18 protein-coding genes and 1 pseudogene are annotated in these 13187 nt (G+C 31.5%); 8 read left to right on the top strand and 11 right to left on the bottom strand.

Features of this window, described 5'->3' with window-relative positions; all coding sequences use genetic code 11:
• The first annotated feature begins 29 nt into the window (after positions 1-29).
• From sufC to ACTS9J_RS11660, 3 genes are all read left to right on the top strand, one after another.
• Positions 30-785, top strand: a complete 756-nt coding sequence (gene sufC / locus ACTS9J_RS11670) for a Fe-S cluster assembly ATPase SufC (protein WP_219035199.1) — start codon at positions 30-32, stop codon at positions 783-785.
• 78 nt (positions 786-863) lie between these two features.
• Positions 864-2183, top strand: coding sequence for a Fe-S cluster assembly protein SufD (gene sufD, locus ACTS9J_RS11665; RefSeq protein ID WP_291051193.1), 1320 nt, complete (start codon positions 864-866; stop codon positions 2181-2183).
• 136 nt (positions 2184-2319) lie between these two features.
• Positions 2320-3543 (top strand): aminotransferase class V-fold PLP-dependent enzyme, encoded by a 1224-nt coding sequence (locus ACTS9J_RS11660; protein WP_257468255.1) that lies wholly within the window; start codon positions 2320-2322, stop codon positions 3541-3543.
• Between the two features lie 77 nt (positions 3544-3620).
• Here ACTS9J_RS11660 and ACTS9J_RS11655 read toward each other — a convergent pair whose 3' ends face one another.
• The 3 genes from ACTS9J_RS11655 to ACTS9J_RS11645 form a co-directional block, all read right to left on the bottom strand.
• The gene (locus ACTS9J_RS11655) at positions 3621-3947 is read right to left on the bottom strand and encodes a single-stranded DNA-binding protein (RefSeq protein WP_125349072.1); all 327 of its coding nucleotides are present in this window, start codon (positions 3945-3947) and stop codon (positions 3621-3623) included.
• Between the two features lie 80 nt (positions 3948-4027).
• Complete coding sequence (locus ACTS9J_RS11650) at positions 4028-4411, bottom strand: DUF3037 domain-containing protein (RefSeq protein WP_125349073.1); 384 nt, start codon at positions 4409-4411, stop codon at positions 4028-4030.
• Entirely contained in the window at positions 4389-5180 is a 792-nt protein-coding gene (locus ACTS9J_RS11645; protein WP_219035197.1) for a HipA family kinase, read from the bottom strand. The genes ACTS9J_RS11650 and ACTS9J_RS11645 overlap by 23 nt, the downstream gene beginning before the upstream one ends.
• Before the next feature lie 141 nt (positions 5181-5321).
• Between ACTS9J_RS11645 and ACTS9J_RS11640 the strand changes: the two genes are divergently transcribed.
• The gene (locus ACTS9J_RS11640) at positions 5322-5804 is read left to right on the top strand and encodes a SanA/YdcF family protein (RefSeq protein WP_416403966.1); all 483 of its coding nucleotides are present in this window, start codon (positions 5322-5324) and stop codon (positions 5802-5804) included.
• A 165-nt stretch (positions 5805-5969) separates the two neighbouring features.
• Here ACTS9J_RS11640 and ACTS9J_RS11635 read toward each other — a convergent pair whose 3' ends face one another.
• From ACTS9J_RS11635 to ACTS9J_RS11625, 3 genes are all read right to left on the bottom strand, one after another.
• Entirely contained in the window at positions 5970-6500 is a 531-nt protein-coding gene (locus ACTS9J_RS11635) for an adenine phosphoribosyltransferase (protein WP_291063341.1), read from the bottom strand.
• Positions 6501-6594: 94 nt separating this feature from the next.
• Positions 6595-7023 (bottom strand): acyl-CoA thioesterase, encoded by a 429-nt coding sequence (locus ACTS9J_RS11630; protein ID WP_448353264.1) that lies wholly within the window; start codon positions 7021-7023, stop codon positions 6595-6597.
• Positions 7024-7107: 84 nt separating this feature from the next.
• Positions 7108-7368: a hypothetical protein gene (locus ACTS9J_RS11625; protein WP_114999876.1), complete on the bottom strand. Its 261-nt coding sequence runs from the start codon at positions 7366-7368 to the stop codon at positions 7108-7110.
• A 255-nt stretch (positions 7369-7623) separates the two neighbouring features.
• Here ACTS9J_RS11625 and dnaA point away from each other — a divergent pair, with 255 nt between their 5' ends.
• Genes dnaA through ACTS9J_RS11610 form a run of 3 tightly spaced genes read left to right on the top strand, consistent with a single transcriptional unit; the run spans position 7624 to position 10233 of the window.
• Entirely contained in the window at positions 7624-9051 is a 1428-nt protein-coding gene (dnaA, locus tag ACTS9J_RS11620; RefSeq protein WP_448353472.1) for a chromosomal replication initiator protein DnaA, read from the top strand.
• 18 nt (positions 9052-9069) lie between these two features.
• The gene (locus tag ACTS9J_RS11615) at positions 9070-9516 is read left to right on the top strand and encodes a low molecular weight protein-tyrosine-phosphatase (RefSeq protein ID WP_219034670.1); all 447 of its coding nucleotides are present in this window, start codon (positions 9070-9072) and stop codon (positions 9514-9516) included.
• A 9-nt stretch (positions 9517-9525) separates the two neighbouring features.
• Positions 9526-10233: an SAM-dependent methyltransferase gene (locus ACTS9J_RS11610; protein ID WP_286495863.1), complete on the top strand. Its 708-nt coding sequence runs from the start codon at positions 9526-9528 to the stop codon at positions 10231-10233.
• 145 nt (positions 10234-10378) lie between these two features.
• Here the strand turns inward: ACTS9J_RS11610 and ACTS9J_RS11605 are convergent, their stop codons facing one another.
• From ACTS9J_RS11605 to ACTS9J_RS11595, 3 genes are all read right to left on the bottom strand, one after another.
• Positions 10379-10678 carry a type II toxin-antitoxin system RelE/ParE family toxin gene (locus ACTS9J_RS11605; RefSeq protein ID WP_219034672.1) on the bottom strand — a complete coding sequence of 100 codons (300 nt, stop codon included), beginning with the start codon at positions 10676-10678 and terminating at the stop codon, positions 10379-10381.
• Positions 10671-10922: a type II toxin-antitoxin system ParD family antitoxin gene (locus ACTS9J_RS11600; protein WP_219034673.1), complete on the bottom strand. Its 252-nt coding sequence runs from the start codon at positions 10920-10922 to the stop codon at positions 10671-10673. Before ACTS9J_RS11600 ends, ACTS9J_RS11605 begins: the two co-directional genes overlap by 8 nt.
• A gap of 81 nt (positions 10923-11003) precedes the next feature.
• On the bottom strand, positions 11004-11492 hold the full coding sequence (locus ACTS9J_RS11595) for a hypothetical protein (RefSeq protein ID WP_286495862.1): 489 nt from the start codon (positions 11490-11492) through the stop codon (positions 11004-11006).
• A gap of 114 nt (positions 11493-11606) precedes the next feature.
• Between ACTS9J_RS11595 and ACTS9J_RS11590 the strand changes: the two genes are divergently transcribed.
• Positions 11607-12080 (top strand): Mpo1 family 2-hydroxy fatty acid dioxygenase, encoded by a 474-nt coding sequence (locus tag ACTS9J_RS11590; RefSeq protein ID WP_448353263.1) that lies wholly within the window; start codon positions 11607-11609, stop codon positions 12078-12080.
• Between the two features lies 1 nt (position 12081).
• Here ACTS9J_RS11590 and ACTS9J_RS11585 read toward each other — a convergent pair whose 3' ends face one another.
• Both ACTS9J_RS11585 and ACTS9J_RS11580 read right to left on the bottom strand, forming a co-directional pair.
• Positions 12082-12720 carry an SGNH/GDSL hydrolase family protein gene (locus tag ACTS9J_RS11585; protein ID WP_312150009.1) on the bottom strand — a complete coding sequence of 213 codons (639 nt, stop codon included), beginning with the start codon at positions 12718-12720 and terminating at the stop codon, positions 12082-12084.
• Positions 12721-13148 (bottom strand): annotated as a pseudogene (locus ACTS9J_RS11580) (SGNH/GDSL hydrolase N-terminal domain-containing protein); the annotation flags it as partial.
• Between the last annotated feature and the right edge of the window lie 39 nt (positions 13149-13187).

The following is a 13187-nucleotide window of genomic DNA, read 5'->3' as shown; positions in this document are numbered from 1 at the left end:
ATCACATTAACTAATTTACAAATTAGATTATGTTATTAAATATAAAAGACTTACATGCTCGTATCGAAGAGCGCGAAATTTTAAAAGGTTTAAACCTTCAAATTAATCCAGGTGAAGTTCACGCGATTATGGGACCTAATGGTGCAGGAAAATCAACTTTATCTAACGTTATTACAGGTAAAGAAGATTACGAAGTAACCGATGGTGATATCGAGTTTGATAATGAATCAATCTTAGAATTAGCACCAGAAGAAAGAGCACAAAAAGGAATTTTTATGTCTTTCCAATATCCAATCGAAATTCCTGGAGTTTCTGTAACAAACTTCATCAAAACTTCTATCAACGAAACGCGTAAAGCGCAAGGTTTAGAAGAAATGGGAGCTTCTGAAATGTTGAAAGAAATTCGTGCAAAAGCTGAATTATTAGGAATCAAAAAAGATTTCTTATCTCGTTCGCTTAACGAAGGTTTCTCTGGAGGTGAGAAAAAACGTAACGAAATTTTCCAAATGTTAATGTTAAACCCAAAATTAGCCATCTTAGATGAAACTGATTCTGGTTTAGATATTGATGCTTTACGTATTGTTGCGGATGGTGTAAACGAATTCAAAAATGAAAACAATGGAGTGTTAGTAATTACACACTACCAACGTTTATTAGACTATATCGTTCCTGATTTTGTACACGTTTTAGCAGACGGAAAAATCATTAAATCTGGTGGTAAAGAATTAGCTTTAGAATTAGAAGCAAAAGGTTACGACTGGGTAAAAGAAGAAGCAGGAATCTAAACATTTTGTAAAATGTAAAATGTATTAAGTCCAAAGTACTTTTTACTTCTTACATAATACATTAATACAATATCTAAAATGATTGATTTAAAAGAAAATTTAGTTTCTCGTCATTTAGTGTTCAACGAAAAAAACAAAGTGAATAAAGAAATCGAAGGTTTACGTCAAGAAGCCATCGAAATCTTTAATCAAAAAGGTTTTCCGACACGTAAAGACGAAGAATGGAAATATACAAATCTTGCTCCTTTGTTGAAGGTGGATTACAAATTGTTCCCAGAAGACGAAGTTGCAATTGAGTACAAAGACATCAAGAAATATTTGATTAATGATATCGATACGTACACAATCGTATTCATTAATGGAAAATATTCTTCGTTTTTGTCAAATACAACACATGATGAAGCTGATATTTGTGTCTTGTCAAGCGCAATGCATAAAACAACTCATCAAGCTGTAATTGAGAATTATTACGGAAAAATTGCGAAAAAAGGTGAAAGTTTAGTTGCTTTAAATACAGCTTTTGCAAAAGATGGAGCTTACATTTATGTTCCAAATAATGTAATTTTATCTAAGCCAATTCAGATTGTTTATTTCTCAACAGGAGCTTCTCAAGAAGCGATGTATCAACCACGTAATTTGGTTGTAGTTGGAGATAATGCGCAAGTTCAAATTATCGAAAGACATCAAACATTAGACGAAAAAGCAAACTTAACAAATGTTGTTTCGGAGGTGAATGTTGGACGTAATTCTGAGATTCATTGGTACAAATTCCAAAATGATTCTAACGATGCTTCTTTAGTTGATAATACATACATCAATCAAGAAAGAGATTCTCGTGCCAATGTATTTACGTTTGCTTTTGGAGGAAAAATTGTACGTAACAATTTGAATTTCTTCCAAAATGGAGAAAATTGTAACTCTGTAATGGACGGAATTACGGTGATTGATGGAAAACAACATATCGATCATCATACATTTGTGGAGCATAATTTCCCGAATTGTGAGTCGCACGAATTGTACAAAGGAATTTATGATGAGAAAGCGCAAGGAGTTTTCAATGGTAAAATCTATGTTCACAAAGAAGCGCAAAAATTGAATGCATTCCAACAAAATAATAATGTTTTATTATCTGATGGAGCTTCAATTAATACAAAACCTCAATTAGAGATTTTTGCTGATGATGTAAAATGTTCGCACGGATGTACAGTTGGACAATTAGAAGAAGAATCTTTGTTCTATATGCAACAACGTGGTATTCCAAAGAAAGAAGCGAAAGCAATGTTATTGTATGCCTTTGCTGCAGACGCTTTGCGACATGTACAAATTCCACAAATCTCAAATCGAGTAAACGCTATAATTGCAAAAAAATTAGGAGTTAGTTTAGATTTCGAATTATAAAATATAGTTCTGAGTTATACGTAATAAGTTTTAAGTTGAACTTATTTTGAAATATAAAGTAAGTATTTGAAACTATTTTGAATACTTACTTTTTTATTACACATCACTCATAACTCATTACTCAAAACTTAAAAAAATGTCAATAGATATTCAACAAATAAGAAGTCAATTTCCAATTTTAAATAGAGAAGTCAACGGAAAACCATTGGTTTATTTAGATAATGGTGCAACTTCTCAAAAACCGAAAGTTGTTTTAGATGTTTTGGACGAATATTACGAAAAGTACAATGCAAATGTACATCGTGGAATTCATACATTAAGTCAAGAAGCAACAGATTTGATGGAAGAATCGCGTCGTAAGATTCAGAAATTTATCAATGCGAAACACGATTACGAAATTATTTTTACGCGTGGAACGACGGAAGGAATTAATTTAGTTTCTAATTCACTTCGTAATGTTTTATCAGCCGATGATGAAATTATTATTACCGAAATCGAGCATCATTCTAATATCGTTCCTTGGCAATTGTTGTGTCAGCGAACTGGTGCTAAACTAAAATATATTCCGTTAACTGCAGAAGGTATTTTGGATATTGAGAAGTTGGATGATTTATTGACAGATAAAACCAAATTAGTTTGTGTTAATCAAGTTTCAAATGCATTAGGTGTTGTAAATCCGATCAAAACAATTATCGAAAAAGCGCATGCAAAAGGTGCTTGGGTTTTGATTGATGCGGCACAATCTGCTCCACATACTGCAATTGATGTTCAAGCAATGGATTGTGATTTCTTGGTTTTTTCTGGTCATAAAATGTACGGTCCAACTGGAATCGGTATTTTGTATGGAAAAGAAGATATTTTGAATGAATTACCACCTTTCCACGGAGGAGGAGAGATGATAAAAGATGTAACAATGGAGGTTTCAACATACGCTTGTTTACCTTTCAAATTCGAAGCTGGTACACCAGATATTGCAGGAATTATCGGACTTGGAGCTGCGGTAGATTTTATCAATTCTATTGGAATGCAAACGATTCACGATTACGAAAAAGAATTGGTAGATTATACAATTCAACGTCTATCAGAATTTGATGAAGTGGAGATTTATGCAAAAGATGCAGAACATTCTGGCGCAGTTTCTTTCAACTTAAAATTTGACGGCGTTCATTCATCTGATGTCGGAATGATTTTGGATAAAAAAGGAATTGCTGTTCGTACTGGTCATCATTGTGCACAACCAATTATGCAGCATTTCAATATTCCGGGAACGGTACGAGCTTCATTCGCTGTTTATAATACAAAAGAAGAAATAGATACATTTATTGAAGGTCTAAAAACCGCGATTCGAATGTTAGGATAATTCATATTCCAAATTTATTTTGGAATCTTATAAAATAATAAAAGGGAAACATCACTGTTTCCCTTTTATTTTAAACGCTAAAGAAGTACAATTTCATCAATTATAATTTCTGTAATCGTTTTTTGTTGACCATCTTTATCTTGATAATCTCGGTAAGTCAATTTGCCTTCTATAGCAAGTTGCTTCCCTTTTTCTACATGTTTTTCGATCACATTTACAATTGGTCCGTAAGCAACTAAATTGTGCCACGTCGTTTGCTGAACTTTCTCACCTTTGCTATTTGTGTAGCTTTCGTTCGTTGCTAGACTAAATTTTGTAAACTTCTTTTCGTTTTCTAATGTTTTAACATCAGGATTGCTACCAACATTCCCAATTAGCTGAACTTTGTTTCTTAATGTACTCATGGCGATAAATAATTTAAAATTAATGTATGACCAAATTTAAGAAAATATTTTTAAAACATTCGTTTTTAAGCGTTTAACTTTTATAAAACATGTTCTTTATATAATTGATCCAAGGTTTTATCAAGGTTTGTTGTTTTACCAGGATGCGGACGAGAACTTTGGATAGACGAACTTCTGACAGCTGTTAACCAACGAAAACGTTCAGGGGTTTCGAAATTAGATACAGCAGATTCGGGATGAATTCCTTCGGCAATTTTAGACAAAGCATTCAAATTACTGTCAATAAAATCAAGATCTAATTCGTGGCAAAAAGCATTGATTCTACTATCATTAATAAAATATTTTACTTTCAAATAATCTTCTTTTTTCGAAAATAAAATTACTCCAACATTGATAAACTCTTCGCGTTCAACTTTAGGAACCAAACGAAGAATTGCATACTCATATAAGATTTTTTCTGGCATTATTCGCTTCGTTTATAAAAAGTTCGGAATGTTGTAATCGTGTTTTGATAAATGTTTTGTAAACCGTTCTCATTTCTTCGTGAGTAGCATGTGTAACTTCTGTTTCTAACCATTCATCAGGAATCAAATCGACAATTTTATCAATGATTTCATCATTCAAAATCGCTTTAAATTCTGTATCAACTTCTTCAAGTTTTGTAGCATTTTTCAATAGAACATGGTCTTTAATTGGCGTAAAGGGTGCAAGAGCTGCTTTTTCCCAATTGTCCCACGAATGATGAAAATAATAGGAAGCACCATGATCAATCAACCACAATTCTTTGTGCCACATTAACATATTTGTATTGCGAAAAGTACGATCAACATTCGTCAAAAAAGCATCTAACCAAACAATTTGAGAAGATAATTTATCATCAATTTTCATTACAGCAGGATCATAATTGATTGCACCAGATAAATAATGCAAAGCCAAATTAGTTCCTTCGCTAAATTTTAACAAATCCTGAATTTCTTCATCTGCTTCGGATTGACCAAAATATTCGTCCAAATTTGCAAAAACTAATTCAGGAACTTTAAATCCTAAAACACGTGCAATTTCTCCTCCTAACAATTCGGAAATCAACATGCGAGGGCCATGACCAGCACCTTTAAATTTTAAAACATATTTAAAACCGTCATCTGCATCAGCTAGTGCAGGCAAAGAACCACCTTCGCGCAAAGGTTGCAAATATCGTTCAACGGTAACTGTTCTTAACTCAATCTCATTCATTCTCTAAAATTACGATGAAAAATTTAAAATAATTTTCACATTTATAATTTTTAAATATCACTAAACTTATAGACTTTTGAATGTTAAAATTTTTTAAAACAAAAGATAGTTGAGTAAACTTGTAAAATAGGTAGATTTGTAATGCGTAAAAGTATGTTTATCGCTGGATTAATAGCGGTTTTTACTTTGATCGTTGCATTGATTATTCAAGTTTTTACTTCGTATTACATTTATAATTATCAAGGAAATATTCCGTCAGATTATCGTGTGGCAGTTGTCTTTGTTGCAAAAGTGCAAGCTAATGGACAACCAACTCGTTTTTTGGAAGATCGTTTGGATGCTGCAATTCGACTTTACAAAGAGGATCAAGTGGATGTAATTTTACTTTCTGGAGAAAAACTTCACGAGAATTTTAATGAAATTGATGTGATGGAAAAATACTTGTTGGATAGAGGTGTCAAAATTGAAGATACTTATCTCGATGGGGCAGGTTTGGACACGTATAGCACGATTTATAGAACCAAAAATATTTATCAATTTGATAAAGTGATTTTAATTTCTCAATCTTATCATCTCAAAAGAGCGCTTTTCTTAGGAAAAGTTTTCGGATTGGATTGTATATAATGCGGATAGCGGACCTTATAAAACGGAAGGTAAACAGAGTTTTAGAGAAATTTTAGCGAATATAAAAGCTTTGTTGGATATTGGGAATGAAAGAGCGCCAGAAGTGATTATAGCGCCTAAAAAATAAAAAAAACTCCGCTCAAAATTTTGAGCGGAGTTTTTAGTTTAATATTCTATTAAAGTAACAATATCAGTTGTAAAAGATGTTAATTTATCTTTTCCGTTTAAGAAAGTCAAATCAACAATAAAAGAAAACTGTGTTGTTTTTCCACCACATTTTTCTACTAATTTAGCACAAGCTTCGGCAGTTCCACCAGTTGCTAAAACATCGTCGTGAATTAGAACTCGCGCACCATCTTTGATGTAATTCGAATTTACTTCGATAGTTGCTTGTCCATATTCCAAATCATAAGATTGACTAATTGTTGGAGGAGGTAATTTACCAGCTTTACGAATTAATACAAAAGGAACTTTTAATTTTTGTGCAATCTGAATTCCGTACAAAAATCCACGGCTTTCAATTCCACAAACAATATCCACTTTACCTTTTGCTTTTTCTACAAAAGCGTCTACAATTTCATCCGAAAGTTCAGGATTTAAGAACAATGGAGTAATGTCTTTGTAGACAATTCCTTCTTTTGGAAAATCGATAACGTCTACAATCGTTTGATTGATTTTTTCTTGAAGTGTTGACATTCGTTTTTTAATCATGTTTTGTTAAGGAACAAATTTAATGAGAAATCATTTGCAAGAATTTGTTTTAACGAATAATTAATGATTCTAAATAATATTATAAACCTAAACTTGTCCAAATACGTTCTGGAATACGAACAGGACGACGAGTTTCGGCATCAATACAACATAAAATAGTGTATCCTTGATTAATTATTTTTCCCGCTTCATTATATATATTATAATCAAATCGAATGCGAACACCTTTGTCACGCTCATGAACTATAGTTTCAATTTCGATTAATTCATCGTACAAAGCGCTACCAATATATTTTGTATGCATTTCGATAATCGGCATCTGAATTCCCATTGCTTCCAATTCGACATAAGGAAAACCACGTTCACGCATCAATTCTACACGACCAATTTCATAAAACTCTGGATAGTTTCCGTAATAAACCACTTTCATTTGATCGGTGTGTTTATACAGAATACGAGTTTTGGTGCGAAAAACATTTAATTGTTCGGTTTGTTCTATCTTCTCCATAATTTTCTAAAACATCATTTTAATCTTCAAAAGTAGAGAACAAAAAAAAGACTTTATCATTAATTATATAAAAAATGAAAAAGTCTATTCAGTAATTTTTTTGTAATCCATCCAACTAAAAGAAGTTTGCGAAGAATCTTTTTGCTCTTCTTTTAAAAAATCATATTGAATTTGAATAATCGTTTTGAAAGTGGGATTTGCTATTTCATAATAAAAAGTCCTTACATTTTCTTCTTCACCTTGTTCAATTCGTAAAAGAGAAAAATTATTTTTGATGCCCAAATCATTTAAATGATTTTCTACTTTGATAATTGCGAAGTCAATTTTTTCTTGTGTAATTTCCATAGTAATACAAAAATAAGAATTAATAGTTTTATAAGCCAAAATATGTCCGAAAAGATTATCTTTGCAGTACTTTTATTTTGTCTAAAACTACTTATTGATTATTTTGAATTATACAAAGTATTTTTTAATATATCAATACCTAAATCATTTTTTTTATTCAAAATTTGTTCACAATTTTGTAGAGAAGTGTTGATGAAAATTTAACATTGACTTTCAATATTTTACATTAAAACTTAAGCACTTTTGGACAATATTATGACGATAACTGCAAATTCTGTGTGGGAAAAATGCTTGTCTTTTATAAAAGATAACATTGCAGAAGATGCCTTCAATACTTGGTTTGTACCGATACGTCCGGGCAAACTAAATAATAATGTTTTAACAATACAAGTACCAAGTAAATTTTTTTACGAATGGTTAGAGGAACATTATATCAAAATTTTAAAAAGTGCCTTACAAAAAGAATTAGGTTCTGATGCAAAATTGGTATACAGTATTTTGATGGATCAAAAGTCGCAAGGACGTGAACCATTTACAGTACGTATTCCAAGTTCGAACAAAGAAAAACCTCGCCCACAAGAGGTAGAAGCGCCAATTAATTTGCAAGCTGGTAAAATGATGAATCCTTTCGTTATTCCAGGATTGCAAAAATTAAAAATTGATTCGCAATTAAATCATAATTATACATTCAATAATTTTATCGTAGGAGAATCAAACCGATTAGCACGTGCGGCTGGTCGTGCGATTGCCAAACGCCCAGGAGGAACTTCGTTCAATCCACTATTCATCTATGGTGGAGTAGGGTTAGGAAAAACTCATTTGGTGCATGCGATAGGTTTAGAAGTAAAAGATTTACACCCAGAGAAAACTGTTTTGTATGTTTCAACTGAGAAATTTACACAACAATTTATTGAAGCTGTAAAAAATAATAATCAAAATGATTTCATTCACTTTTATCAAATGATTGATGTTTTGATTATGGATGATATTCAGTTTTTATCTGGAAAAGCAAAAACGCAAGAAGTTTTTTTCCATATATTTAACCATTTACATCAAAGAGGAAATCAGATTATTTTGACTTCGGATAAATCTCCAGCAGATATTCAAGATATGGAAGATCGATTAATTTCTCGTTTCAAATGGGGATTATCAGCCGATTTGCAAAACCCTGATTACAATACACGTCTTTCAATTTTGAAACAAAAATTAGAAAACGATGGTATCGAATTTCCTGATGAAGTAATGGATTATATTGCACAAAATATTGATACAAATGTGCGTGAATTAGAAGGTTCATTAAACTCAATCATTGCGCAAGCAACGTTGAATAAACGTGAAATTACCTTAGATTTAACATCACGTACGTTATCTAAATTAGTACAAACAGCTCGCAAAGAAATCTCGATTGATTACATTCAGAAAACAGTTTGTGAATACTTTAAAGTGAAGATTGAAGATATTCAGTCAAAAACACGTAAACGTGATGTCGTACAAGCGCGTCAATTAGCAATGTATTTTGCAAAACAATATACAAAAGCGTCTTTGGCAAGTATTGGAACACAAATCGGTAAACGTGATCACGCAACAGTTTTACACGCTTGTAAAACAGTGAAAAATTTACAAGAAACGGACAAGCAATTTCGTGGTTATATTGAAGATATTTCACGTAAAATTTCAGATTAATCTATAAATATTTTTTCAATGAAAATTTTGATGGTTTGTTTAGGTAATATTTGTCGTTCTCCGTTGGCAGAAGGAATTTTACAATCAAAGGTTGGCGACAATCATTTGGTAGATTCTGCTGGTACGGGTGATTGGCATGTTGGTGAACAACCAGATAGACGCTCGGTTGCGGTTGCTAAAAAATATGGTGTTGATATTTCTGATCAACGTGCAATGCATTTCAATCCAATTTTTTTCGATGAGTTTGATTTAATCTTTGCAATGGATAAACAAAATTTAATTAATTTGCAACAATTAGCTCGAAGCGAAGAGGAGCAAAGTAAAATCAAATTGATCTTGAAAGATGGAATAGGGCAAACGCAAAATGTTCCTGATCCTTACTACGATGGAGAAGATGCTTTCGAGCATGTTTATCAATTATTAGATGAAGCCACAGACGGAATCATCAAAAAATATAATCTTTAAAATTATACAATGAAAACGGCTAAAGTTTATTTGATTCCTTCACTTTTAGGTGAAAGCGAACACAGTAGAGTATTGCCTTTATACAATCTTGACATTATTCGAGCAATTGATACGTTTGTGGTAGAAAACGAAAAATCTGCACGTAAATTTATCAAACAAGTTTGCCCCGAAAAAGTTCAAGCCGATTTAGATATTTACATTCTAAACAAAGATACAGAGCCAGAAGAAATGTTAGATTTGATCAAATTATTTGATCAAAACAAAACGATCGGAATTATTTCCGAAGCTGGTTTGCCTGCGGTTGCAGATCCGGGTGCGCAGTTGGTAAAAGTTGCGCAACAGAAACGCATCCAGGTAGTTCCTTTGGTTGGTCCATCGTCGATTTTGTTGGCGTTAATGGCTTCTGGAATGAATGGTCAAAACTTTGCTTTTCACGGTTATTTACCAATCGATAAAACAGAACGTAAAAAGAAATTAGCGCATTTGGAAGCTGAAAGCGCGAAAACGGGAATTGCTCAAATTTTTATGGAAACGCCTTATCGTAACAATCAAATGGTAGACGATTTAACGAAGATTCTTCGTGCCGAAACCAAGATTTGTGTCGCGTGCCACATTACATTAGAGGACGAAGATATCCGCACGTTATCGATCAAAGAGTGGAAAAATGAAAAGTATGATTTTCATAAACGTCCTGCTATTTTTGTGATGCAAGCTTAAAATTTTATAATATAGATCAACACTTCGTGTTGCTTTTCACGAGTCGTTTATCCAAAGTAAATAAAATAGCCAACTTGAAAAAGTTGGCTTTCTCGTATAATCGTTTTTTGCGGTGAAAATAGTTGAAGTGAGAAAATTAAAAAGTTTATTCTTTTATACGATTCTTCAAATCCATTTCCGCACCGAGAATTCTTGTTATTTCAATTTCATCTTTAGTTAGAATTCTATAAAAGATAATGTGTTGATTGGCTAAAAATCCGTAAAGTTCAGAATTAATCTCACTATAATTTCTTCCAATCATGGGGTTTTCGGCTAATAACTGACAAAAATTGATTAGTTCTTCATAATATTTATCCGCTTGATTCTGTGACCACAATTCAAACGTATATTCATATATTTTCGAAAGATCTTCAACAGCTTTATTTGTCAAGAAATACTTAGCCATTATTTTTTATTTTGGCTTTCAAAGTTTCGAGGTGTTTTTTTGCATCAAAATCCTCTGCAATTCCACTATCTATACCTTCTTGTATCGAATTTTTCAATAACTGAATTTTATCTTCTTCTTCTTCCAAAAGTCTCAAACCAGCTCTAATAACCTCACTTGCATTTTTGTATCTTCCTTGAGAGACTTTTGTATCAACAAATTCTTCAAAATAATTTCCCAAAGAAACAGATGTATTTCGTCCCATAACGTCTTATTTAGTTTAATAAAATAAAGTTACCAAATTTTGGTAACTATTGCTAATGTTTTAATATTGAATTTGTTTTATTTAGAAAATAGGTGGTATAGGATTCTCAATTTTATTTCTTTTTATATAATAAACTGTCATTAAAATGATACATAATGTAGCGATTGTAGTTATTCCGGTTAAAAAATAGTAGGTGGTTTTGTGCGTATTATAACTTAATAAAATTTTATTTTCTTTCTCTATTTGAACTATATCCAAGTTATTTTTATTAGAATTTGAAGGTGAAAAATATACTTTTACTTTGTCACCGTGACTAATATTATTATCAAGCTCTGAATAATTTTTAGTCATTTTGTATACTGCGAGATTTTGAGGATAATTAGAAAGTTTTAAAAAGAATATTTTAGAATTTTTGTTTGAATTTATAATACCTTTATTTGTTATTATACCTTCAACTTGCGAATATTTAGATAAATCTTTAGAAGCTTGATTATAAAAAATATAAGTTAGTAGGGTAAAGAGTGTGATACCAAATAGTATTGCAAATACATTTATAATTTTTGTAAACATTAATTGGATTTTGTAAGATATTTCAAGTTATATTCAAATTTACAACTATAATTTTGGTTTTAAAGTTTAATAATCAAACAAATTCAACCTATATTTAAGTTAAAATCATCCAATATGAGAAAAATAGAACAACTTTTTAGTGAATATGGAGAAAGTCATCAAAATGGAACAAACAAAACTATTCATTGGATTTGTGTTCCTTTAATCTTTTGGACGATTCTTGGTTTTATATCCTACATTCCAGCGCCGCATTTGTATGTTCAGAACTTTGGTTATATCAGTATAGCTTCAATCATTGCATTGGTTATTGTTTCAATATTTTATTTTAGATTATCGGTTGTCGTTGGTTTCATTATGATTTTTCTAATGTTGATTATGGAATATTTTATTTCGTTGTGCAATGTGCAATTCGGTACAAAATCTTGGTTAGTTTATCTGGTAGTATTTATTATCACGTGGCTTTTACAATTTGTAGGTCACAAAATAGAAGGGAAGAAGCCAAGTTTTCTCAAAGATTTACAATTTTTGTTGGTTGGACCTATTTGGTTGTTAGGTTTTATTTTGAGAAAAGTTGGTATAAAGTATTAATCTATTTCTTACTCAAAATTTCATTTACTTTTTTTTCAATGACTTCTGATATTCTGCTAAAACCTAAATCATTTGGATGAATTCCGTCTGTAGAACCTTCGTTATCCGAACCGATTAAATTATCACCTTTCAAAAAATACAAATCTTTTATGCCTTCTTTTATCAAAGCATGGTATTGTGCACGATAGGTTTGATTTTGTTTTGTCATATCTTCGTGAGCGGTTAAATCAAATTTACTCATTGGTCGAATTAAGCTTTCAACCATCAAAATAGGAGTTTTTAGATGATGTTTTCGGAGTAACTTGACGAACGGAATTGTTCTACTTTTGATTTCTTCAGGAGAACTATTTGGAACACAATCTAATATAAATAAATCAACCCCTTGAATATCTTTAATCATTTCAGCCAATTCAATTTCAATTTTTGCACTTCCACTTAAACCAAGATTAATGAATTCATAGCCTGTTTTTCGAGTTAAAATTGAAGGGTAATTCATTCCAGGACGACTTGCCGAAGCACCTTGCACAATGCTTGAACCATAAACCACGATTTTCTTTTTATACGCAATCGGTTGATTGATAAAATTAGCGGAAGCATCAATTCCTATTTTTAAATCTGTAATTTCGTTCCAAAGTGGCAAATAAAGTATGAATTCCTTTTCTGTCTTTGATAAATTCTTGACGATATCAATTCACTTTTGATATTTTGCTGATTTGGTAAAGCCGCACCTGCAAAAATCCACTTTCCGTTTTCTTTGATATACAAATCCAACCCACGCGCCATAATTCCAGTTGTATTCGCGCCCAAATAAGTAGAACGAGTTGTCCAATCCAGTTTTATTTGTGAAGTATTCGATTTGAATGTTACATATAATCCAGCGGGAGCAGTAAATAAACTTTTTACTTTTTCAGGAAGATTTGCGTATTTGTTGGTATCGATTCTATGGTAAAAAGGTGTATTATCAAAGGCTTTTCCTTGTACAGTAAATTCTTTGTTCGTGATATATTTGATTTGTCCAACTACGTGAAAAGAACAAATAAGTGCAAAAAACAGAATGAATTTTCTCATTGGTTATAATTGATTAAATGTTAAAATTAAAAAAAGACT

It is taken from the genome of Empedobacter sp. ULE_I140 (genome assembly GCF_053482575.1).
Note: the sequence above shows the minus strand (reverse complement) of the source record. Positions and strands in the feature narration are given on the sequence as shown.

What these genes read in the sequence shown, in the direction of transcription:
- sufC (WP_219035199.1), top strand. Translation starts at nt 30, where the DNA reads ATGTTATTAAATATAAAAGACTTACATGCTCGTATCGAAGAGCGCGAA.
- sufD (WP_291051193.1), top strand. Translation starts at nt 864, where the DNA reads ATGATTGATTTAAAAGAAAATTTAGTTTCTCGTCATTTAGTGTTCAAC.
- ACTS9J_RS11660 (WP_257468255.1), top strand. Translation starts at nt 2,320, where the DNA reads ATGTCAATAGATATTCAACAAATAAGAAGTCAATTTCCAATTTTAAAT.
- ACTS9J_RS11655 (WP_125349072.1), bottom strand. Translation starts at nt 3,947, where the DNA reads ATGAGTACATTAAGAAACAAAGTTCAGCTAATTGGGAATGTTGGTAGC.
- ACTS9J_RS11650 (WP_125349073.1), bottom strand. Translation starts at nt 4,411, where the DNA reads ATGCCAGAAAAAATCTTATATGAGTATGCAATTCTTCGTTTGGTTCCT.
- ACTS9J_RS11645 (WP_219035197.1), bottom strand. Translation starts at nt 5,180, where the DNA reads ATGAATGAGATTGAGTTAAGAACAGTTACCGTTGAACGATATTTGCAA.
- ACTS9J_RS11640 (WP_416403966.1), top strand. Translation starts at nt 5,322, where the DNA reads ATGCGTAAAAGTATGTTTATCGCTGGATTAATAGCGGTTTTTACTTTG.
- ACTS9J_RS11635 (WP_291063341.1), bottom strand. Translation starts at nt 6,500, where the DNA reads ATGTCAACACTTCAAGAAAAAATCAATCAAACGATTGTAGACGTTATC.
- ACTS9J_RS11630 (WP_448353264.1), bottom strand. Translation starts at nt 7,023, where the DNA reads ATGGAGAAGATAGAACAAACCGAACAATTAAATGTTTTTCGCACCAAA.
- ACTS9J_RS11625 (WP_114999876.1), bottom strand. Translation starts at nt 7,368, where the DNA reads ATGGAAATTACACAAGAAAAAATTGACTTCGCAATTATCAAAGTAGAA.
- dnaA (WP_448353472.1), top strand. Translation starts at nt 7,624, where the DNA reads ATGACGATAACTGCAAATTCTGTGTGGGAAAAATGCTTGTCTTTTATA.
- ACTS9J_RS11615 (WP_219034670.1), top strand. Translation starts at nt 9,070, where the DNA reads ATGAAAATTTTGATGGTTTGTTTAGGTAATATTTGTCGTTCTCCGTTG.
- ACTS9J_RS11610 (WP_286495863.1), top strand. Translation starts at nt 9,526, where the DNA reads ATGAAAACGGCTAAAGTTTATTTGATTCCTTCACTTTTAGGTGAAAGC.
- ACTS9J_RS11605 (WP_219034672.1), bottom strand. Translation starts at nt 10,678, where the DNA reads ATGGCTAAGTATTTCTTGACAAATAAAGCTGTTGAAGATCTTTCGAAA.
- ACTS9J_RS11600 (WP_219034673.1), bottom strand. Translation starts at nt 10,922, where the DNA reads ATGGGACGAAATACATCTGTTTCTTTGGGAAATTATTTTGAAGAATTT.
- ACTS9J_RS11595 (WP_286495862.1), bottom strand. Translation starts at nt 11,492, where the DNA reads ATGTTTACAAAAATTATAAATGTATTTGCAATACTATTTGGTATCACA.
- ACTS9J_RS11590 (WP_448353263.1), top strand. Translation starts at nt 11,607, where the DNA reads ATGAGAAAAATAGAACAACTTTTTAGTGAATATGGAGAAAGTCATCAA.